Source organism: Haloarcula sp. CBA1127 (genome assembly GCF_001485575.1).
GTDB lineage: Archaea > Halobacteriota > Halobacteria > Halobacteriales > Haloarculaceae > Haloarcula.
The window spans coordinates 330,844-350,590 of the sequence record NZ_BCNB01000002.1 but is presented as its reverse complement, the minus strand read 5'-3'; the positions used below and the strand labels follow the sequence as shown (position 1 = coordinate 350,590).

The window sequence follows — 19,747 nt, the reverse complement described above, 5'->3', positions numbered from 1 at the left end:
ATTTAGGCCTTGGCGATTCCGGTACAGAAGTTCTCGACGATCTGTTTCCCGGCGTCAGTGAGGATGCTCTCCGGATGGAACTGGACGCCGATGTGCGGTTTTTCGGCGTGCTGGACGCCCATCACGATGCCCTGCTCGTCGTTCGTGTGGGCCGTTTCCGAAAGCGTGTCCGGGAGTTCCGTTGCTTCGACGGCCAGCGAGTGATACCGCCCGACTTCGAACGGGTCGTCGACGCCGTCGTATAGCCTCGTTCCATCGTGGCGGACCTCCGAGGGCTTCCCGTGGACCACGCTCGGTGCGTGGCCAACAGGAGTCCCGTGGGCCGCACAGAGCGCCTGGTGGCCCAGACAGACGCCAAGCGCCGGGTACTCTGTCTCGGCGAACACGTCAATGGACACGCCGGCCTCCGCTGGCGTCCCGGGCCCCGGTGAGACGACGATGCCGTCCGGGTCGAGTTCGTGGATGCCCGCGACGTCGATAGCGTCGTTCCGACGGACCGTGACCTCGTCGAACTCGCCGACGTACTGGACCAGATTGTATGCGAAGGAGTCGTAGTTGTCGATGATGAGTATCATCGCATTCCCTCCATCGGTTCGGTCCCGGATTCGACCGCGAACGACCCCTGTTCGCCGAGTGCCTCGTCGACGGCAGTAACGAGCGCCCGGGCCTTGTCCAGTGTCTCCCGGTACTCCGCCTCTGGAACGGAGTCGTGTACGATGCCACTCCCGACACGGAGGCGATACTCGCCGTCGTAGTGAACCAGCGTCCTGATCGTGATGTTCAACGTCGCTCGCTCGTCGAAACCGAACATCCCGATACTGCCGGTGTAGGGCCCCCGTCGGGTCCGCTCCACCTCGTCGATAATCTCCATCGTCCGCGGTTTCGGCGCGCCGGTGATGGTTCCGCCGGGGAACACGGCTGCGACCGCGTCGGCAATGCTCACGTCGTCGCGTAACTCCCCTTCGATGAGGGAAACGAGGTGCATCACCTCTGAATACCGGTCGACGCGGCGGTACTCGGCGACATCGACGGACCCGTACTCGCTGACCTTGCCGAGGTCGTTGCGTTCGAGGTCGACCAGCATGGCGTGTTCGGCCCGCTCCTTCTCGTCGCTACAGAGGTCTGCCTCAAGATCCTCGTCTTCGGACGGCGTCGCGCCTCGCGGCCGCGTTCCGGCAATCGGCTCAGTGAGCAACTGGTCCCCATCGACGTCCAGCAACAGCTCCGGGCTGGCGCTGACAAGGTCGACGCCGGGGAACTCAAGCAGGGCTGAGTACGGAGCCGGATTCACCCGACGGACAGCGTCGAAGGTGTCGACCGGGTGGACGGCCGCCGGGGCGGTCAGCCGGTGTGAGACGTTTGTCTGGAACGTGTCGCCGTCCCTGACGTACTGTTTTATTTGTCGGACGCGGTCGGCGAACGCTGCCTCGCCGCACTCGCTTTCGAACGTGGCCTGACTTGCAGCGGTCGGCTGGGACTGGACGTGTTTCTCGCCGTGGATGGCGTCCTGTGCTAGCTCTTGGGCCATCGTCCGGCCACGCTCGAATGCCGATTCAGGCGACCCGTCGACGGTGGGACAGGCCGTTACATGCATCTCGACGTCCCCGTCGTGTGGCTCCTCCCACGCGGCGATGCAGTCGAACACGCCAAACTGAAGCCGTGGGAGGCCATCCGAAACGGTCGTCTCTGGGATGTCCTCTAGTTCCCGTGCTACGTCGTAGGAAAGCCACCCGAACGCGCCACACGGGTATGGAACCGTACAGTCGCCCCGTTCTAGGTGTTCGCGGTCGAGTAGGTTGTCGATAGCTTCGAGACTCGGACTTCCGCCATCCTGTGCGGGTGTCGCTCCTGCGGACACCTCGACGCGCTCGATTGGCTCGATGCCGAAGTACCCCCAGCCCGACTGCCCACCGGTCGTTTCGAGATAGAAGCCGTCTGTGTTCTCGTCGCGGGCGCGGCGATACGCTTCGAACGGGTCAGCAACGGTGACGCGCGCCTCGACCGGCACACGGGCGCCGTCCGCTGCTGCCCTCGCAGTTTCGATGAACGATTCTTTGTCGGTGCTGAATCGAATCTCAGTCATAGTGCAGTTGCTCCTAAGCGAGAGGCCCTGCCTCCCGGTGTGGTTGTGTAGACCAAGCATGGGTCAGGACAAAAACCTTCGGTACTCCGTCCCACTGCCCGAAATATTGCCGAACTGTCGACTGGTTACGGCTAAACACTGGACGAATAGCCGGTATCATTTCAAAGGCTGGACTATTCCGCATCACCCACTATTCCGACGGGGCTTGAGGGGAACATCGAACGCTTGGCCAACCCCAGCAGTTGACCGTGCAGCAGTCTGCTCACTCTGGACATCTAACTGGGGACTTCGGGGCCGACAGCAAATCTAGCAACAATGACTACAGTAATCGACGGGAACGAAATCGGCGACCAGATCACGGAGGGCGTCGCGGCGTGTACGGACACGCTCGTCAGCGAGGGTGTCACACCGGGGCTGGCGACGGTGCTAATGAGCGACGACGGCGCGAGTGAGACGTACGTCTCGATGAAACAACAGGCCTGTGAGGAGATCGGCATCGAGGGGTTCCATTACGAAATCAGCGCGGACGAACCGGCCGAGACGCTGTTTGGGACCATCGACGAACTGAACGCGGACCCGGCCGTCCACGGAATCCTCGTCCAGATGCCGGTCCCCGACCACGTGAACAAGCGTGACGTACTGGAGCGCATCGACCCGATGAAAGATGTCGACGGGTTCCACCCGGAAAACGTCGGTCGGCTCGTCGCAGGGAACGCGCGATACAAACCCTGCACGCCCCACGGAATACAGAAGATACTGGCCGAAACTGGTGTTGAGACAGAGGGGAAAGACGCCGTTGTCGTCGGACGCTCGGACATCGTCGGCAAACCGATGGCGAACCTGCTCATCCAGTACGGGCCGGGCGGGAACGCGACAACGACCGTCTGCCACTCCCGGACTGATGACCTCGCGAACAAGACTCGCAACGCGGACATCGTGATCGCCGCCGCCGGGGTTCCGGAAATGATAGACGGGTCGATGCTCTCGGCGGGCACGACAGTTATCGACGTGGGTATCAACCGGGTTGCTGCTGACACGGAGAAGGGGTACGAACTCGTCGGGGACGTGGACTTCGAGAGCGCCAAAGCGAAAGCGGACGCCATCACCCCGGTTCCCGGCGGTGTCGGCCCGCTCACCATTGCAATGCTAATGTACAACACCGTGAAAGCGGCTAGCCTGCAGTCCGGCGTCGATATTACACTTCCCTAGGACGGAGCCACGGCCCGTCCACAGGGCTGCCTGCGTGGATTGCTACACGGTTTCGACTTCGCCACATTCCGGGCACGTAATCAGGAGTTCACCGGCCGGGTTCTGCCCACCTTCGATGACGTTGTGACCGCTGGCACACTGTTCGTGCATATATACCTCGTGGCTGTCGTGCTCACGCAGCCAGATGTGGCCTTCCTCCGGTGGGGAGACGATGCCGTGACAGAAGTAACACTCGCCGTTCATACAGACTCGATGACAAGCCAGTATCAAATAGCTACCTCTCAGTGTGGGATTCCGCTCGTTTTCAGTTCTACTGCGCCAGCGAGAACACAACATATAGACAAAGAGATAACTGTTGTTTCAAGACTAAGGTGGTTCAGCCCAACAATCCGATATGGACTACTGTTACACGGGCGACACACACGAGAAACTCTTCGCGGCGTACCGGGCCGACGAGGAGCCGTTCCCGACCCAGACACAGATGGAGTTCCCGCGGCGGGAACACCGAAGGCCGGAAATCGACATCCTCAAACGACTGTTCTTCCCGACTTGTTGGAACGCTGCTGAACTGGTCCGGGACGAACTCGCCGTGCTGGACCGTCTCGACACTCTTGGCGGCCTCTTCTTTGCCGGTATCAGACCGTACTCCGGCTCTGACCCCGCTGAGACAGTCGACGCCATCATCGATCAACTCCCAGCGGTTCGCACGCGACTTAAAAAAGACGTCGAGGCCGCGTTCAAGGGCGATCCGGCGGCGAAGACGTACATGGAGATAATCCGGTCCTATCCGGGGTTCATGGCGATACTCGTACAACGGGTTGCACACACTCTCTACGAGGCCGGTGCCTCTGAGTACGCTCGTGAACTCACCGAATACGCCAAGACTGAGACCGGCATCGACATCCATCCCGGCGCTGAAATCGGCGACTACTTTTTCATCGATCACGGGACCGGTGTCGTCATCGGTGAAACCACGACTGTCGGGGAGTGGGTTCGCCTCTATCAGGACGTGACGCTCGGCGCACTCCACTTCGAAGCCGACGAGAGCGACGAACACAGACTCAAGAAGGGATACAAACGACACCCGGATATCGGCGACCACGTCGTCATCGGCGCGGGCACGAAAGTTCTGGGTGCTATTACCGTCGGCGACCACGTTAGCATCGGGGCGAACTCCTGGGTCACCGACGACGTTCCGGACGATACGAAGGTGTATGTCACGGACCACCCGACGCAGGAACGGAAACGAACGAAATAACGTTAAAACTGACACACAGAAGTTCACGCAGGGCTGCTCCGGACTGGACAGACGACCGCTTTTGACTGGTGTACTCGCTCCGGACCCGCTCATACTGTCGTTGTCAGTCCAGCCGTGAGACGTGATTCTGTTCTTATAGATTAGAATAACAACTGTACCAGCATTAGTTTCTGTTTCAATCGCGACCGCTGTTCCTCTCTAGTCGTCGCCGGGAACGAACTCGGCGACGCCGCTCAGATTTCGTGACCAGACGCCCTCATTCAGGTCGAGTCCGTCGTTCCACTTCCCGACGACGGTCGAAACCGCGAGGTCGCCAGTGACGTTGTTCATTGTCGCAACCCGCCCGAGAATGGGGTCGACGCCGGCGACGAACCCGACAACTTCCAGCGGGAGACCGACCTGCGTGAGAATTACAGTGAGCATGACGATGCCCGCTCCCGGAACACCGGCGGTTCCGATACTGATGAGGACGGCCACAATCAACACGAAAACCTGTTCAGTAAGCACCAGTGGCTGTCCGACGACGTTCGCGGCGAACATCACGGTGACTGCCTGCCGGATGGCGGCCCCGTCCATGTTCGCCGTGGCACCGACTGGAAGCGTGAACGAATACACTCGCTCGGCGATCTGCAGGTCTTCGTCCGCATTACGCATCGTGACGGGGAGCGTTCCGCTCGACGACCGAGTCGCGAACGCAGTCACCATCGCGTCTCTCGCCCCGCTGAGGAACGCAATCGGCGACACGTCGGCAATCACGCCCATCAACAGAACGAGATAGGTGAAGCCGATGTGGATGACGATTGCGATAGTGACTGCCAACACGAGCTCGCCCAGCGAGGAGAACAGGCCGATACCTTCAGTGCCGATTCCGGACGCCATCAGCGCGAACACGCCGAGCACACCGAATTCGAGGACCCCTCGAACGATGACAAACATCGCTTCAGCACCCACTTCGAAGGCCTCGAACACTGAATCGACACTCTCTGCGAGTCCGCCCTGCTGGGCGCGGACGTATGTCAGCGCGATTCCGAAGACGATGACGAAGAACACCGTCGCCAGCAGATTCCCCTCTGCAAGCGCCGCGACGGGATTGTTCGGCACGATACCGAGAACGACATCCAGCAACGACGGCGGCGCTTTCGATTGCGCTTCACCGCCGCCGAATTCGAGTCCCCGGCCCGGCTGGAGCACGTTTGCAACTGCGAGGCCGATAATACCTGCGAGAGTCGTCGTCAGGGCGTAGAGACCGACTGTCGCACCGCCGATCTTTCCGAGCTTTGCGGGCGAAAGCTGCCGAATCCCGGTCAGCAGTGTGAAGACAATGATCGGGATGACCAGCATATTGAGCAGCCGAAGGAAGAGGTCGCCCACTGGCCTGACTACGGCCATCTGCTCCCCGAACGCGATACCGGCACCTGCGCCCAGTACGAAGGCGATGAAAATACGCCAGATGAGTGGGATGGACCGATACCGGCTCCATAGCGTGCGAGCGGATTGTATCATATTATAGGGCAACAGACGGTCTTATAAAAACCCGTTAGCCCCGCCAGTATGTGTGAGCGGCTATGATGCGGTCTGCTCTTACAAGATTCCGTTTGGAGCCGGGTTTACCGGTAAATGCCGAGTGCTGCTACTGATCCTCTGAAAAGATAGCAAAATGGCGGCTGTAATTCAGTTGTCTTCAGAAGCGCGAGGCCGCTGTCCCTCCGGCCTGACGGTCATTCTTACCGCCTTTCGCTCCACTGTCGATTTCTTTGAATCCGGCAGCATCGGCCACCGAGTGATAGCCTGCAGGCTCTGTTCCCGATCAGTCAGCCGGCGGACTGGTTTTCGGTTCGACGACCCGACGCAGTTCCGCTCGCAACGTTGTCCACTTCGCTGCCATGAATCCCATGAGGATGCACGCGAACCCGCCAACCGTAGCGAGTGTGACTTGCTGTCCGAGCACGAGCCAGCCGGCGAGCGCGGCGAACAGCGGAATCACGTACTCGATGAAGCTCATCTCGATAGGACCCAGCTGGTCAAGTAGCCGGAAGTACAGCAGGAAACCACCGATACCGGCGACGACGGCTAAATACAACAGCGCCGCAAACGCGGACGGCGTCCACGATGCGTCTGCAAACGACTGTCCGGGGAGCGCGAGCACGGTGACATGGAGGACAACGGCCCCGATAGCCATCAACCACGCTTGCGTGGCCAGAAACGACATTGACGGACTGGTGTCGTGCGTGACGACGGCCGGGATGGCAAATGCCAGCGCCGACGCGAACACGAGCGCGATTCCGATCGTGCTGCTGAGGAGGTTCGCCGGGTCGGGGTCAGCAATGACGATAACGCCGATGAACCCGAGTACCACGCCGACTCCCGTATTCGCGGTGAACGTGTCATCGCTGGACGCGAGCTTCGTCAGTGCGGGCGTCACGACGGGAACGAGACCGAGCAACACGGCGGCGACGGCCCCGGTGACGTACTGCTGCCCGGTGAACAGGAATACGTGGTGGACTCCGATCATGAGCGTCCCCCCAGCGAGGACGTACACGTAGTCGTCGCGCGTCTGTGGCCGTTCTAAGGAGCCTGTCACAGCCAACGCAGCAAACAGGAGAACGGAGGCAATGTCGAAGCGGGCGGCGGCGAACGGTACCGGCGGCAGGTCGGCGAGGCCGACGTCTGTCGCCATGAATGCAGTACCCCAGATTGCAGCCAGGAGGAGAAAGCAACCGGTCGTTCGATAGCGACTCATTCAATTGTCAGTCACCCCCCGACGGTAAAAGGGCCGTCGAAGCCCGTTGCAAATTGCTAGATGTTGCCACTGCGCCAGCGAACACCCGACCAGTGCTGACGGCTACGTCGTATCTGTCCGGGTAATATCGGCTGGGACCAGTACGTAACTTCGACAGCGGTCCAACTCTCACACCGCACGCTCCGTCTCCTTCAGAACGGGTGTCTGGATATACTCTCTCCCATATGACCTAGGATATAACGATTCTGAAGGCACGTATCGTAGAAAATACTGGGATAATCTATATTTTTGAGAATATCTGGCCTTTTCTGAAAAATATATGACTAAATTCTTGGAATACGGTTTTGAACCTCTCGTATATCCGCACCTTCGACGATTGTATCCGCTTCCTCGATTGCTGTCTCGGGAACGCGGTCGTCCGGGTCGAACAACACCGCGGTATCTGCCTCGGCGAACGCCTCGGTATCAGTGTGTGAATCACCGATATAGGTGATTGAAGAAGGGTTCTGTTTGGTTCGGATCTCTCTCAGTAGTTCTCCTTTCTGATCGGGACCGACACAGACATCGATACCCGAAATCCGCCCATCCTCGAACCGAAGCCAGTTTCCGCGAACAAACGCTGGCTCGTACTGCTCGAACTGCGTCGCGAGGTTCGCAACGCCGGCACTGAGAATGCCGAATCGGATATCCGTATGCTGGAGATGGTTGAGGAGGTCGACGGCACCCGCTTTCGGCTTGACGGCCCGGGTCGCGCGCTCGATGTCTGACTTGGTGATATCGTTCGCACGCCACACATCGACTGCTCCTCGACACCACTCTGCAAACGTAATTTCTCCGGCCTCGAATTGGTCCATCAGCGCCTCGGCTTCCGGTGTCGTTCCATAGAGGGTGTGCAACAGCTCAAACCCGCCGCGCTGTCGGGTGAGTGTCCCGTCGAGGTCGAACACTACCAGATGCGACATACTACCGTTCTGCAACAACCTCTATCTCAACGTCGATATCGACTGGCAATTTAACGACTTCAACAGCACTGCGTGCGGGATAGGGGGGTGACATGAGTTCACCGTACACCTCGTTCACCTCGTCGTAGTATCGCATATCCTTCACGAACACCGTCGATTTCACGACATCGTCGAGCGAAGCGCCACCGGCCTGCAGTACGGCAGCGACGTTCCGGAGTGTGCGTCGGGTCTGTTCACCGGGCGTGCCTTGGATTATCTCGCCGGTGTCCGGGTCGACTGGCCCCTGTCCAGACACGTAAATACGGTCGCCGCTAGCGATTCCCTGCGAGAACGGGCCGATACTATCAGGTGCGTCGTCAGTTGTTAGTTCTTCCATGGGTGTTAATTGGCTGTCGGCTGGTCGTTCGCGTCGTAGACTTTGTTGATGAACGATGTCGGCAGGCTCGTCGTCAATCCGCCGTCAAGCACCAGATTCTCACCGGTAACGAAACTCGACATTTCGGAGGCAAGGAACAGGGTCGTATCAGCGACCTCCCGCGGTGTGCCGAACCGACCGAGCGGATACTGGTCGAGCCAGCGCTCCCGGGCGCTGGTCTCACCGGTCCGTTCTTCCGTGTTTTCCATCTCTGCCCGCCTGTTCGCCGTTTCGATGGTCGCTGCTGAAATAACGTTCGACCGGACCCCGTGTTGTCCGTAGTGGGCGGCGATGTTTCGGGAGAGCGCCAGGAGTCCGCTTTTCGCCTCGGAGTAGCCGGAGAGCCCGATACCGAACAGGCCGTTGACCGAGCCCATGTGGATTATCGACCCGCCGCCAGCAGCGACCATCGCCGGCAGTACCTCTTTGCTCAGGAGGAATTGGCTCTTCAGGTTCAGGTCGACCATCGATTCGAAGGTCTCCTCGTCACACCGGTGCAACAGGTTGGCGGATTCGTCTGCCCCGCCAGCGTTGTTTACAAGTACCCGGATGTCCCCGAATTCTTCGATGGCCGTGTCGACAAGGTCCCGCACCGCTTCACGGTCTGTGACGTCACACTCGACCGGAACAACGCGACCCTCATGTGTGTCGGTTAGCTCCGTCGCAACCGCTTCCACATCCTCGTAGGTGCGCGAGCAGACGACGACGTCGCCACCCGCTTCGGCGAACCGGGCTGCGATTTCGCGCCCGATACCCCGCGACGCGCCAGTCACAATGGCCGGCCGGTCCGCTAGTGATAACTCTACCATGACAGGGTCACCCACGTAAGCTGCCCTATTGAAAGTTGCTCTTGTCCGCTCATGTGATTCGATACTCCTCAATGGCAGCCATATCCACAGTGATACCGAGGCCGGGTCCCTCAGGGGCTGGGAGGCAGCCGTCGCTGACCTCGAACGGTGCCTCGATGACGTCCGCTTCCCAGCCGTAGTACGTCGAATCCGGGGGCAACGAAAAGCCCGGGATGCCGGTGACCCCGTGGAGGATCGCCGCAGTCCGAATCCCCAAATCGAACGCACAGTGGTGTGTAAAGGGAACTCCGGCGTCTTCGAGGATAGCGGCCTGCTGTCGAATCCCACTGATGCCGCCGGCTGGGGTCAGGTCGATAACGCCGACATCCATCGCGCCAGCTTCCACGAGCGATTGCAGATTATGCGAGATATACGTGTCCTCGTTCGGCGCGATCGGCTGGCGGAGTCGTTGCCTGAGCCGAGCTAGCGACGTGTGTGAATCGACCCGAATCGGCTGTTCCATGTACTGTAGGTAGATTCCCGCATCTTCGAGCATCGCCCCGACCCGAACCGCCTGGTCGAGCGTCCAGCCCTGATTCGGGTCGAGTCGGAACGCTAACTGCCCGTCGACCTCATCGTGCATCGCTTTGATTCGCTCGACATCCCGTCGCCAGTCCCGCCCAGCCTTCGTTTTGAGGACAGTGAAGCCAGCTTCGAGCGCTTCTCGCGCCTTGATACGGGACTCCTCGGGTGAGAGGATGCCGAGACAGAAGGCAACGGGGACGTCAGCGGGTGCAGTACTGTTGCCATCGACGCTTTGTCGGTGTTGCTGAGCCCCCTGTGTCGGTGCTGTCCACCCGCCGAGAAGTTCGTACACAGGTCTATCGAGGGCTTTCCCGACGATGTCCCAGCAGGCCGTTTCGACGGCGGCAAAGAACATATCGACGTTGGTGTACTCGACGAACACCTGCCGGCGGAGGCGCTCGATTTCGAACGGCGACTGGCCCTCAATCATCGGGCCGACACCGTCTTCGATAATCGACTCAGTAGCCTCTGGTGACAGGAAGACACGCATCTCGCCCCAGCCGCTAATGCCTTCATTCGTGTCGACACGGACGAGGACGCGTTCCATCGACTGTAACTCTCCGTGGTTGGTCACGTACGGCCCGATTCCGAGGTACTCATCCAAGTCGGCCAACGGTACATCTACAGTTACCGCTGACACGCCGGTTATCTCCATGCCATTCTGTCGTCCGGGAACCGATATCAAAGTACCGCTTCCCCCTCTCAGCTCACTGTCTCGATGGCGGTTTCGACCCACTCCAGTGACCGCTCCGGAAGCAGTCCGTAGTTATAGAACGAGAGCCGCGGCACTCCCTTCGAGTCGAGGGTTTCCACGATATCGACCACGGTAGCCTCGTCGTCGATGGCTGGATGGCCCGGTAAGAGGCCAACGTGAAGTGGCACATCATCGATCACTGTCTCAACGGCGTTGTACGCCTCTATGACTGCGTCACGTGACGACTCGTAGGCCGGCAGACAGTAATAATCGACGTGCTCCGAGAGCGCTTGCAGGTCCGCCCCGACAATCCACTCGCGGCCGGGTTCCGGGGCACCGACGTAGTAGCCAAGCGGTGTCGTTCCCGCGGCGTCGGCCAGCGTGGCGTACAGTGATGACAACGTCTGTTCGCGGACATCGACGTACGCAGCGACGGTACTGTGCTCCGCGAGCCACTCTTCCGGTGTGCGGTCGTGTGGTACGTCGCCAGCGACAATACTGTCCAGCGCGTTGGCTACCGTCTCGCGTGCTTGTTCAGCATCGACACCCGCAGCCGTCGCATTCTCCTGACAGTGTGGACAGAAACACATCCCGAGCAGGAACTCTCCGAGCACCCCCAGCCGTGCGTGAATCTTCTGATGGTGCCATCCAAAGCCCGTCCCGTAGAAGTAATCGAACGTTTCCAGTTCGATCCGAGCGAACTCATCGCGAGACGACAGATCCGAGACCAGTGCCGAGAGATACGTCTGGACTGCGGGCTGGGACGGGCACAGGCCAAAGATCAGGTCGTCACCGTGTGCAGATTCCAGCGTGTACTCGGGGTTGGCCATCCCGAGCCGAGAGTTGTGGCAGCCGACTGTCCAGGAAGTGAGTGAAAGCTCTGACAGGCCGGCGGCGACGTCCGCGACCCAGTCCCCGTCCATCTGCTCGTACGGCACTGGTTCGAGGTCCCCGTACTCTGGCCCGGGCTCGAAATACGAACTCGCGCGGGCAAACAGCGTCCGTCGCTCCGGATTGTGTGGCGTGAATGCCTGCACAGTGTGATAGTTCGTCGCGAGGTTCAGTTCGTCAACGCCGACGCCACGCAGTCGTGTTTCCACCTTGGCCGGCCCTTCGTCAAGCAGGTCCCATGGGTACGCCCACATCGCAAATTCCATACGCGGACAACTATCGCGGCGATAATAAAAGTAGAGGCGGTTACTCCTTGACTGCGCCAGCCGTCATGCCAGCCACGATATACTCCTCTAGGAAGGCGAACAGAATTAGGAGCGGGATGATACCGATAACAGAGACGGTGAGCATCATCCGCCAGTCGGTCTGCAGCGCACCGACCATCGAGAAGACACCGCGCGGGATGTTGTACTTCGCACTGTCAGTGAGGAAGGTGAGCACGAACAGCAGCCGATTCCACGCGTAGAGGAAGGTGTAGGTGACACTGGCGACAAGCGCTGGCTTCGTCAGCGGGAGCACGATCTTCGTGAGGATCTGCAGTTGGCTCGCGCCGTCGATACGCGCTGACTCTTCGAGCGCGACGGGGATTGTCTTGAAATACCCGTACAGCATCCAGACGTTGAACGGCAGTGTGAACGCCGCCGCCGGGACGATCACAGCCAGATAGGTGTTGAACAGTCCCATCTGGGAGATAACGTCGAAGAGGCCGACGATTAACACGACCGGTGCGAACATCTGTACGACCAGCACGGAGAGGAGAAAGGTCCGTTTCCCCACGAAGTCGTTCCGGGCACACGAGTACGCGGCCGGTATCGCCAACAGCAGCGTCAACACGACCGTCCCTACCGAGATGATGAAGCTATTCCCGACCCAGAGCAACACGTCGGTCTGTGTCCAGACCTGCAGATACGCCTGGACGCTGGGGTCGCTGGGGACCAGTGTCGCTGGCGCAGCGAATATCTCCGATTCCGGCTTGAGCGTACTCGAGAACATCGCGTAGAACGGCAACATCATGAGCCCGAGCAGTCCGATCAGCACGCCGTAGAGGCGAACCTTTCGAAGACTGCTCCGGTCGTGGCCTGCCATCGTCATAGCTCGTCACCCCCGCGCGTGTAGATGCGCAGGTAGATGATGGCAAAGACGAACAGGAACAGGAACCCGATGACACTGTAGGCGGCTCCGCGCCCGAGGTTCCCGTTCTGGAGGCCCACCTGATAGATGTGAATGACGAGCGTTGCTGTCGAACTGATCGGCCCCCCACCGGTCATCGTCCAGATGACGTCGAAGCTGACGAACGTCCAGATTGTCGACAGCAGCGTGGCAATCAGGACGACGCTTTTCAGCTGTGGGAGCGTGATGTACCGGAACTGATGCCACTTCTCGGCACCGTCGATGGCAGCTGCCTCGTACAGTTCCTGGGGTATCGATTGCAACCCCGCAAGGAAGATGATTGCCATGAACGGTGTCCCAATCCAGATATCAGCCACGACGACGCCGAGCCACGCCAGACTCGGATTTCCGAGGATACCGATACCCTGTTCGATGATGCCGAGTTTCAGCAAGATCGCGTTGAGGTAGCCAAACTGCGGGTGCTCTATCCAGCGAAACACCACAGCGGAAATCGCGTAGGGAATCCCCCACGGAATGAGAAACGCCGTGCGGAAGAACTTCCGACCGCGGATATCTCCCTTGAGGTGAACGGCGATGAGCAGTCCAAGCAGTGTCTTGCCCGCGACACCGGCGACGACCCAGCGACCGGTCTGCCAGAGCAGTCGGTAGAAGATGTCGCTGTTGAATATTTCGACGTAATGCTGGAGTCCCACGAACGTCTCAATGTTTGAGTCGGCGGGTGACTGGTACAGTGACAGCCGGAACGTCTCGATAATCGGGTATCCGACGACGGCCAGCAGGAACACCGCTGCGGGGGCGATGAGGAGGTACGCGCGGCTATTGCGCTGGACATACGCCAGCCCTCGTTCGAGACGCGAGTTATCAGATGTTTCGGTGTATTCCTCTGCCAGACTCATCCCTGTCTGTCACTCCATGGCATCTTCGAGATCACTCTGGGCATCGTTGAGCGCTTTTTGTGGTGACTTCCGGTCCGCCAGTGCTTCCTGAATGGCCTGGACCATCCGGTCGTTGAATTCGCTGAAGTTACTGAGCTTCGGTCGGGCACGGGCGTACTGCCCTGCCTCGACGAACGGTCCCCAGTTCTTCGATTCTGAGAAGTACGAGCGCTCCCCGACGGCTTCGACGACGGGGAGGAACCCTTTCTCCTTCGAGTACTGGAACCGCCGCTCTTCGTCGAAGTAGAACCGGATCAGGTCCCGGGCGAGGTCCTTGTGTTCGCTCTGACTCAGGATTGCGAGCGTGTCGATAGTAAAGAGGCTGTACCGGCCCTCTGGGCCACGCGGCACCTGCACGATACCGTAGTCGAAGTCGACGTCACCGTTTTCCTTCGCGGCGGTGATGTTGAGTCCCGTGTACACGTGCCCGATAACCATCCCGAGGTCACCGTTCTCGAACAGCTGACGGATGTCCTGCCGGGTCGAGGAGAGCGGCGATGACTGCGTGACGTTGTGTTCGAGATGGAGGTCGGTGTACAACGAGAGGGCATCGACAGCGCCACTGGAGTTCACGACCGGCATTCCCTCGTCGTTGACGAGGTCTGCGCCGTGTGACCAGTGGTAGTGGTAGTACTGCGACCCGGTTTCGATTGCGTCGGCCCCTGCAAGGCCCAGTGCTGGAACGCTCCCATCACTGTCGCGGATCTGCGTTGCGGCATCCAGCATATCCTGCCACGAGTCGAGCGATGGGTCTTCGGGGTCGAGCCCCGCCGCCTCGAAGACATCCTTGTTGTAGTAGAGACACTTGTTCGAGGCGGCCCACGGCACGCCGTAGTGGGAGCCGTTGTACATCGTCCCTTCGGCCACGCCGTCGTAGAACTGTTCACCGAACTCCCCGTCCATCATGCCATCGAGCGGTTCCAGCGCGTTTTTGCCCACGAGCTGGGGGATCCAGCGCGCAGGCCACCGACTGACATCGGGTGCTTCGCCGCCGTCGACGCGGTTGTTCACGGTTTGCCGTGCGTTGTCCCACGTAACGCTGGTGAACTCTACGTCGACGTCGTGTTCGTCCTCGAAGGCCGCATTGTTCTCCTCGAAGAACTGCTTGATGTTGTCCCCGACGCCCATCGTGAGGAACTGCACGCTCTGCGTACCGCCGTCGCCGCCATCACCGCCGCTTTCGCTGTCACCCTCACCACCGTCACTGCCGCTCCCACCGTCGCCGCTGCACCCGGCGATGGCGATGGCGCCGCCTGCGCCAAGCGCCTGGAGAAGCCGTCGGCGGTCGATACTGTCCTCGACAGACCTGTCGTTGTTATCGGGCTGCATCGTTAATGTCACCTATTTCCATGTACATAATTCTTTGTGTTGTGTCGCTCATTGGTCAGGCATTGTTCTCGTGGATCGCGGTCATGAGGGCCGCGAGTTCGTCGCCGATGACCGAGCGTATTCGTTCGCCTGTTTCTGCGCTCGCCTGCTTCGGCGTCCCGATAGCTCCGGATGAGGAATACTCGTCGAACGAGCGGTAGACGGAGACGGTACCTCCGTCGAGCAAGTCTTGCCCGCCCCAGCTGTAGTGTTCATCCATCGGTTCACCGTCACGGACCGCCGGGTCGCCCACGAGGTCTGGTCGGAGCGCGAGCATGAGGGACGTCTCGAACTCACCGCCGTGCGCCATCCCCCCGGTCTCGGTCGTTCGGAGCTCCTCGATTCTATCCGACGCAAGGTGAAAGTACGTTGTTCCGAGGACTTCCGCATCAGTGTCGACGCCCACGGTACTCACGACGGCGTCGATGAGTGAACTGTTCCCGCCGTGGCCGTTGACGAACAGCACCGCGTCGAATCCGTTCTGGATGCCAGCGTGTGCGATATCCTCAAGTGTCGCTCGCAAGTGCGCGAATTCGAGTGAGAGGGTCCCACCGAACGACAGATGGTGTGGTGAGAACCCGCTCCAGACCGGCGGTGTCACGACGACAGGAACGCCATCTAGGCGCTCGATAGCAGTGTCGACCATCGCCTCGACGAGGAGTGTGTCGGTGATGACTGGGAGGTGGTTCCCGTGCTGTTCGACGCTTCCGACGGGAATAACAAGGACCGAGCCCGGCTGTTCGCCGACACCTCGGATCTGACTCGCAGTCATTCCAGCCCACTCGCTCTCTTTCCGTCCGATAGTATCGTACAACATATTACACTGATTCTGTCCGCTGTGGCTGATTCAGTTCCACTCGCTCGCCATCGGGACCAAACAGATGCATATCCTCTGTATGAAACCCGAGCGCGATTTTGTCGCCCCGCTCCGGACGGTATTCGCTATCGACCCGGGCGACGACTTCTTTCGATCCGCCCCCAGTCTCCAGATAGAGGAAGTTGTCAGAGCCCATTGGTTCCACGACATCGACGACTGTCTCGATGTACTCCCCAGCGTCTCCGGCGACGAAATCCTCCGGCCGTACGCCCAGCGTGTACTCCCCGTCCGGAATATCGACGTCGACCGTGAACTCGACAGTCGCCGAGTGCAGCGTCGCGCGCCCGCCGCTGTTAGTCACACTCACTTCGAAGAAGTTCATCGACGGTGATCCGATGAACCCCGCAACGAATTTGTTGTTGGGCTCATCGTAGCAGCGTTCCGGTGGCGCAACCTGCTGGAGTTCCCCCTGATTGAGAATCACGATACGGTCGGCCATCGTCATCGCTTCCGTCTGATCGTGCGTAACGTAAATTGTCGTCACGTCAAGCTCTTCTTGAATCCGCTGTATCTCCGTGCGCATCTGTGTCCGAAGCTTGGCGTCGAGATTTGACAGCGGTTCATCCATCAGAAACACCTCCGGGTCGCGGACGATAGCCCGCCCGAGCGCGACGCGCTGTTGCTGGCCACCCGAGAGTTGTTTCGGTAGGTCCTCCATGAGGTCCGAAATCTCCAGCAGTTCGGCAGCCTCGGTCACGCGTTGCTCGATCTGATCATCGTACTCGCCTGACAGCCGGAGCCCGAAGGACATGTTATCGCGCACGGTCATGTGCGGATACAGGGCGTAACTCTGGAACACCATCGCAATGTTCCGGTCCTGTGGACGGACGTCGTTGACGACGTCCTCGCCGATGGCGATCTCGCCGTCGGTGACTGTTTCGAGCCCGGCGATCATCCGAAGCGTGGTCGACTTCCCACACCCGGATGGTCCGACAACGACGACAAACTCCCCATCCTCGACGGCCAGAGAAAGGTCTTCGACTGCAAGGACGTTGTCGTCGTATACCTTGCTGACGTTTGATAGTGTAACTTCGCTCATACCGAGTAGAAGAAGCATCGCAATCATCATTAATAAATGTTGGTAGTACTTGCACAGTTAGGTAGACCGATCACATCGAAACCGGTAGCACCATGCGGAGTAACGCCCGGTTTGACCGCGTAGCCGGCGGTTCTGAACCGAGGCCAAAACGTCACACCCGTACGTACGAACCCACTCCGTGATACAGAAGACGGAGCAGAGAACTGCTTCCTCGCGGGAAATGGGATATCAGAGCGGTTCCAATCACTTTCAACGAGATTGAAAGCCACCTGTTGCGCTCGTGTAGAACAGACGAATGTCACAAAACGACGCTAGAGGAACTGTAACTGCTGAATTAGGGTCCGAGTCACCCGGCCCGCATCTTCATGTGATGTGTTGCCACTCTTCGCGAGTGGCGAGGTTGTAAAAAATAACATCCGTACTCCTGTTAGAATGGGCTATACCAGTTGACAGTACCATTTTCCAACGTGATGGGAAACGTTTTGGCTCTCGGCGGAATCTATTTCAGCCTGCAAAAAAAAGCGCATCTATGCCCTCGCAAAACAAGAAAACGATCAGTGCGGTCGAGACAACGCTGGATATTCTCGCCGCGCTCGAAAAACGTGAACCGGTCGGTCTCTCAGATCTTGCGTCTCATCTGGATATTCCCACAAGCACTGTGTTTATTCACCTCAACACACTCGTCCAGCGTGATTACGTGGTCAAGGAATCCGGGCAGTATCGCCGGTCTTTCCGCTTTCTGGAGCTCGGTGGCAGTGTTCGGCAGAGACTGGATATCGGCCGACTGCTTCGCAATAAAGTTGAAGACCTCAGCAGAGAAACTGGCGAGATTGCTGGTGCCGGCATCGAGGAGAACGGACAGCGGGTCATCCTCTACAGAAGTTCGGGCGGAAAAGCTGCGGGCGACGAAATCCCGATCGGTAATCATACCGAGATGCACTGGACATCGCTGGGCAAAGTTATTCTGGCACATCTTCCGGTGGAAAAACGAAACGAAATCGTTGCTGACCATGGGCTTCCGAAAGGGACTGACAACACGCTGTCATCCCGGGCCGCTCTCGAAGCAGCCCTCGAGCGAATCCGTGACCAGGGCTATGCGATAGACGATGAAGAGCATCTCAGGGGCGTTCGAGGTGTCGCCGTTCCGATATTCAATGACGAACAGGAAGTCATGGTCTCCCTTGGTATCACTGGCCCCAGAGATAGATTTACCTCTAGGTATATGGCGAATCTGTTAGAGATACTTCGATATACGAAAAACGAAATCGAAGTTCGAAGCCAATACTACGAATACAGTACTATAGACGGATAGACGGGTGGCTGACGTTGAAGCACGATATTGCATACATAAAATTAGAGAATTAGTGACAGCCTGGACGGAGTTTAATCACCAAAATTCGTTACGTGGCTATTGGGCCCTTCCGGTTCCAACTCTAAATCCCGTGTTTCGACCCAACTGTTTCATATAATCGAACTGGGAACCATCGTTGGGAAGCCATCTGAGTCCCTTTCTCACACTGATTGCGCGACTAGTTCTCGGGTCCGACCACGCCCCATATAACGTCTGTACTTCTGTTATTTCTCTTCCGATGCCAGCAGGGTACATCGACACTATTTCGCTCAATCGAACTAGCCCCACAGATATTGTTACACGCTCACACAAAACATAATAGCGTATGACAATTTACAATTCTGGTTTTGCTCTACCGAACTACTAAATCCCATCAGACGCACAACTGATATATGTCCGTCGATACCACGGAACTATCGATCGAGATTATCGATATCGTCTCCGACCGTGACGGTGCACGGCTTCGGGACATCGTCGAAGAGGTAGACGTGGCCAAGAGTACTGCACACAAGCATCTCACCACGCTCCGCGATAGCGGCTTTCTGGTCAAACGCGGCGAAATATATCAGGTCGGGTTGCGGTTCCTGAATTACGGCGAGCAGGCACGAAGTCGATGGCCCGGTTACCCGCACATCGAGGAAGCAATCGCAGCTCTCACCGAACGCACAGAGGAAGAGTGTGACTTCGTGGCTCCGGACCGTGGCAGGGTTATCACAATCGCCGAGTCCTATCACAAGTGGGCAAAGTTCGGGGATACGACTACTGAGGGGCCATCGAAGGAGTATCGGGCCAGGACTGGGTCGTATTATCATATGCACGCGACCGCCTCTGGGCTGGCAGTGTTAGCCACCTATTCCAGGTCCCGCGTCGAAGACGTTATCGAGCGGTGGGGGCTCCCTGCACGGACTGACCACACGATCACGTCGCGGGAAGAGTTGCACGCCGAACTGGAGCAGATTCGAGAACGCGGCTACGCTGTCGACGACCAGGGGTACACTGATGGGATGCGAAGCATCGGGAAAGCTGTTCACGGGCCGGAGGGGGACGTGATTGGCGCGCTCAGTGTCTCGGGACCGACGTATCGGGTTGATGGGATGGTTCTCGAACAGGAAGTTCCGAATGCGCTCAGGGATGTCGTCGACGAACTTGAAGAGCGCCTCCGAACGACGAGCTAATCTTGGCAGCGCGTTTCGTAACAACACCCTGTTTTCTAGCCACCGACTACTAGTCCGTCTCTGGCTGCAACATCCCACTTCATCTCTTCCCAAGCGATGCTTTCTGCTGGAATCGCGGACTGTGGTTGTATCAGAGTGGGGGTATCGAAGGTAGTTTTTTATAATATGCGTGGAATATGTGCGTAT

Annotated in this window: 19 protein-coding genes; 4 read left to right on the top strand and 15 right to left on the bottom strand. The window is 58.8% G+C overall.

What is annotated here, in order from left to right; translation table 11 throughout:
• Window positions 1–2 precede the first annotated feature (2 nt).
• Together AV059_RS02600 and pabB are read right to left on the bottom strand one after the other, a co-directional pair.
• On the bottom strand, window positions 3–575 hold the full coding sequence (locus AV059_RS02600) for an aminodeoxychorismate/anthranilate synthase component II (protein ID WP_058992047.1): 573 nt from the start codon (window positions 573–575) through the stop codon (window positions 3–5).
• On the bottom strand, window positions 572–2,083 hold the full coding sequence (gene pabB / locus AV059_RS02595; RefSeq protein WP_058992046.1) for an aminodeoxychorismate synthase, component I: 1,512 nt from the start codon (window positions 2,081–2,083) through the stop codon (window positions 572–574). Before pabB ends, AV059_RS02600 begins: the two co-directional genes overlap by 4 nt.
• Before the next feature lie 315 nt (window positions 2,084–2,398).
• On the opposite strand from pabB, the gene AV059_RS02590 reads away from it, so the two are divergent.
• The gene (locus AV059_RS02590) at window positions 2,399–3,292 is read left to right on the top strand and encodes a bifunctional methylenetetrahydrofolate dehydrogenase/methenyltetrahydrofolate cyclohydrolase (RefSeq protein ID WP_058992044.1); all 894 of its coding nucleotides are present in this window, start codon (window positions 2,399–2,401) and stop codon (window positions 3,290–3,292) included.
• Window positions 3,293–3,334: 42 nt separating this feature from the next.
• On the opposite strand, the gene AV059_RS02585 is transcribed toward AV059_RS02590, so the two are convergent.
• The gene (locus AV059_RS02585) at window positions 3,335–3,535 is read right to left on the bottom strand and encodes a hypothetical protein (protein ID WP_008312239.1); all 201 of its coding nucleotides are present in this window, start codon (window positions 3,533–3,535) and stop codon (window positions 3,335–3,337) included.
• 151 nt (window positions 3,536–3,686) lie between these two features.
• On the opposite strand from AV059_RS02585, the gene epsC reads away from it, so the two are divergent.
• Window positions 3,687–4,550, top strand: a complete 864-nt coding sequence (epsC, locus tag AV059_RS02580; RefSeq protein ID WP_058992042.1) for a serine O-acetyltransferase EpsC — start codon at window positions 3,687–3,689, stop codon at window positions 4,548–4,550.
• Window positions 4,551–4,748: 198 nt separating this feature from the next.
• Here the strand turns inward: epsC and AV059_RS02575 are convergent, their stop codons facing one another.
• The 12 genes from AV059_RS02575 to AV059_RS02520 all read right to left on the bottom strand — a co-directional run bounded on the left by AV059_RS02575 (window position 4,749) and on the right by AV059_RS02520 (window position 17,035).
• Window positions 4,749–6,053, bottom strand: coding sequence for a dicarboxylate/amino acid:cation symporter (locus tag AV059_RS02575; RefSeq protein WP_058992040.1), 1,305 nt, complete (start codon window positions 6,051–6,053; stop codon window positions 4,749–4,751).
• 304 nt (window positions 6,054–6,357) lie between these two features.
• Window positions 6,358–7,290, bottom strand: coding sequence for a DMT family transporter (locus tag AV059_RS02570; protein WP_058992039.1), 933 nt, complete (start codon window positions 7,288–7,290; stop codon window positions 6,358–6,360).
• Between the two features lie 323 nt (window positions 7,291–7,613).
• A complete protein-coding gene (locus AV059_RS02565; protein ID WP_058992037.1) occupies window positions 7,614–8,252 on the bottom strand; it encodes an HAD family phosphatase in 639 nt (212 codons plus the stop codon).
• 1 nt (window position 8,253) lies between these two features.
• Window positions 8,254–8,628, bottom strand: a complete 375-nt coding sequence (locus AV059_RS02560) for a Rid family detoxifying hydrolase (protein ID WP_058992034.1) — start codon at window positions 8,626–8,628, stop codon at window positions 8,254–8,256.
• A gap of 5 nt (window positions 8,629–8,633) precedes the next feature.
• Window positions 8,634–9,476 (bottom strand): SDR family NAD(P)-dependent oxidoreductase, encoded by an 843-nt coding sequence (locus tag AV059_RS02555; RefSeq protein ID WP_058992032.1) that lies wholly within the window; start codon window positions 9,474–9,476, stop codon window positions 8,634–8,636.
• A 49-nt stretch (window positions 9,477–9,525) separates the two neighbouring features.
• Window positions 9,526–10,695, bottom strand: coding sequence for a mandelate racemase/muconate lactonizing enzyme family protein (locus tag AV059_RS02550; protein ID WP_058992030.1), 1,170 nt, complete (start codon window positions 10,693–10,695; stop codon window positions 9,526–9,528).
• 47 nt (window positions 10,696–10,742) lie between these two features.
• Window positions 10,743–11,891: a hypothetical protein gene (locus tag AV059_RS02545; RefSeq protein ID WP_058992027.1), complete on the bottom strand. Its 1,149-nt coding sequence runs from the start codon at window positions 11,889–11,891 to the stop codon at window positions 10,743–10,745.
• Window positions 11,892–11,931: 40 nt separating this feature from the next.
• Complete coding sequence (locus tag AV059_RS02540; RefSeq protein ID WP_058992026.1) at window positions 11,932–12,777, bottom strand: carbohydrate ABC transporter permease; 846 nt, start codon at window positions 12,775–12,777, stop codon at window positions 11,932–11,934.
• Window positions 12,774–13,712 (bottom strand): carbohydrate ABC transporter permease, encoded by a 939-nt coding sequence (locus tag AV059_RS02535; RefSeq protein WP_058992024.1) that lies wholly within the window; start codon window positions 13,710–13,712, stop codon window positions 12,774–12,776. Before AV059_RS02535 ends, AV059_RS02540 begins: the two co-directional genes overlap by 4 nt.
• A gap of 9 nt (window positions 13,713–13,721) precedes the next feature.
• Complete coding sequence (locus AV059_RS02530; protein WP_058992023.1) at window positions 13,722–15,080, bottom strand: sugar ABC transporter substrate-binding protein; 1,359 nt, start codon at window positions 15,078–15,080, stop codon at window positions 13,722–13,724.
• A gap of 55 nt (window positions 15,081–15,135) precedes the next feature.
• Entirely contained in the window at window positions 15,136–15,936 is an 801-nt protein-coding gene (locus tag AV059_RS02525) for a creatininase family protein (RefSeq protein ID WP_058992021.1), read from the bottom strand.
• Window position 15,937: 1 nt separating this feature from the next.
• On the bottom strand, window positions 15,938–17,035 hold the full coding sequence (locus AV059_RS02520) for an ABC transporter ATP-binding protein (RefSeq protein WP_058992149.1): 1,098 nt from the start codon (window positions 17,033–17,035) through the stop codon (window positions 15,938–15,940).
• Window positions 17,036–17,564: 529 nt separating this feature from the next.
• Here AV059_RS02520 and AV059_RS02515 point away from each other — a divergent pair.
• Both AV059_RS02515 and AV059_RS02510 read left to right on the top strand, forming a co-directional pair.
• Window positions 17,565–18,347: an IclR family transcriptional regulator gene (locus AV059_RS02515; RefSeq protein ID WP_058992020.1), complete on the top strand. Its 783-nt coding sequence runs from the start codon at window positions 17,565–17,567 to the stop codon at window positions 18,345–18,347.
• 431 nt (window positions 18,348–18,778) lie between these two features.
• Complete coding sequence (locus AV059_RS02510; RefSeq protein ID WP_058992017.1) at window positions 18,779–19,561, top strand: IclR family transcriptional regulator; 783 nt, start codon at window positions 18,779–18,781, stop codon at window positions 19,559–19,561.
• The last annotated feature ends 186 nt before the right edge of the window (window positions 19,562–19,747 follow it).

Excerpts from the sequence above, each read along its gene's own strand:
- AV059_RS02600 (WP_058992047.1), bottom strand. The coding sequence starts at position 575 with ATGATACTCATCATCGACAACTACGACTCCTTCGCATACAATCTGGTC.
- pabB (WP_058992046.1), bottom strand. The coding sequence starts at position 2,083 with ATGACTGAGATTCGATTCAGCACCGACAAAGAATCGTTCATCGAAACT.
- AV059_RS02590 (WP_058992044.1), top strand. The coding sequence starts at position 2,399 with ATGACTACAGTAATCGACGGGAACGAAATCGGCGACCAGATCACGGAG.
- AV059_RS02585 (WP_008312239.1), bottom strand. The coding sequence starts at position 3,535 with ATGAACGGCGAGTGTTACTTCTGTCACGGCATCGTCTCCCCACCGGAG.
- epsC (WP_058992042.1), top strand. The coding sequence starts at position 3,687 with ATGGACTACTGTTACACGGGCGACACACACGAGAAACTCTTCGCGGCG.
- AV059_RS02575 (WP_058992040.1), bottom strand. The coding sequence starts at position 6,053 with ATGATACAATCCGCTCGCACGCTATGGAGCCGGTATCGGTCCATCCCA.
- AV059_RS02570 (WP_058992039.1), bottom strand. The coding sequence starts at position 7,290 with ATGAGTCGCTATCGAACGACCGGTTGCTTTCTCCTCCTGGCTGCAATC.
- AV059_RS02565 (WP_058992037.1), bottom strand. The coding sequence starts at position 8,252 with ATGTCGCATCTGGTAGTGTTCGACCTCGACGGGACACTCACCCGACAG.
- AV059_RS02560 (WP_058992034.1), bottom strand. The coding sequence starts at position 8,628 with ATGGAAGAACTAACAACTGACGACGCACCTGATAGTATCGGCCCGTTC.
- AV059_RS02555 (WP_058992032.1), bottom strand. The coding sequence starts at position 9,476 with ATGGTAGAGTTATCACTAGCGGACCGGCCGGCCATTGTGACTGGCGCG.
- AV059_RS02550 (WP_058992030.1), bottom strand. The coding sequence starts at position 10,695 with ATGGAGATAACCGGCGTGTCAGCGGTAACTGTAGATGTACCGTTGGCC.
- AV059_RS02545 (WP_058992027.1), bottom strand. The coding sequence starts at position 11,891 with ATGGAATTTGCGATGTGGGCGTACCCATGGGACCTGCTTGACGAAGGG.
- AV059_RS02540 (WP_058992026.1), bottom strand. The coding sequence starts at position 12,777 with ATGACGATGGCAGGCCACGACCGGAGCAGTCTTCGAAAGGTTCGCCTC.
- AV059_RS02535 (WP_058992024.1), bottom strand. The coding sequence starts at position 13,712 with ATGAGTCTGGCAGAGGAATACACCGAAACATCTGATAACTCGCGTCTC.
- AV059_RS02530 (WP_058992023.1), bottom strand. The coding sequence starts at position 15,080 with ATGCAGCCCGATAACAACGACAGGTCTGTCGAGGACAGTATCGACCGC.
- AV059_RS02525 (WP_058992021.1), bottom strand. The coding sequence starts at position 15,936 with ATGTTGTACGATACTATCGGACGGAAAGAGAGCGAGTGGGCTGGAATG.
- AV059_RS02520 (WP_058992149.1), bottom strand. The coding sequence starts at position 17,035 with ATGAGCGAAGTTACACTATCAAACGTCAGCAAGGTATACGACGACAAC.
- AV059_RS02515 (WP_058992020.1), top strand. The coding sequence starts at position 17,565 with ATGCCCTCGCAAAACAAGAAAACGATCAGTGCGGTCGAGACAACGCTG.
- AV059_RS02510 (WP_058992017.1), top strand. The coding sequence starts at position 18,779 with ATGTCCGTCGATACCACGGAACTATCGATCGAGATTATCGATATCGTC.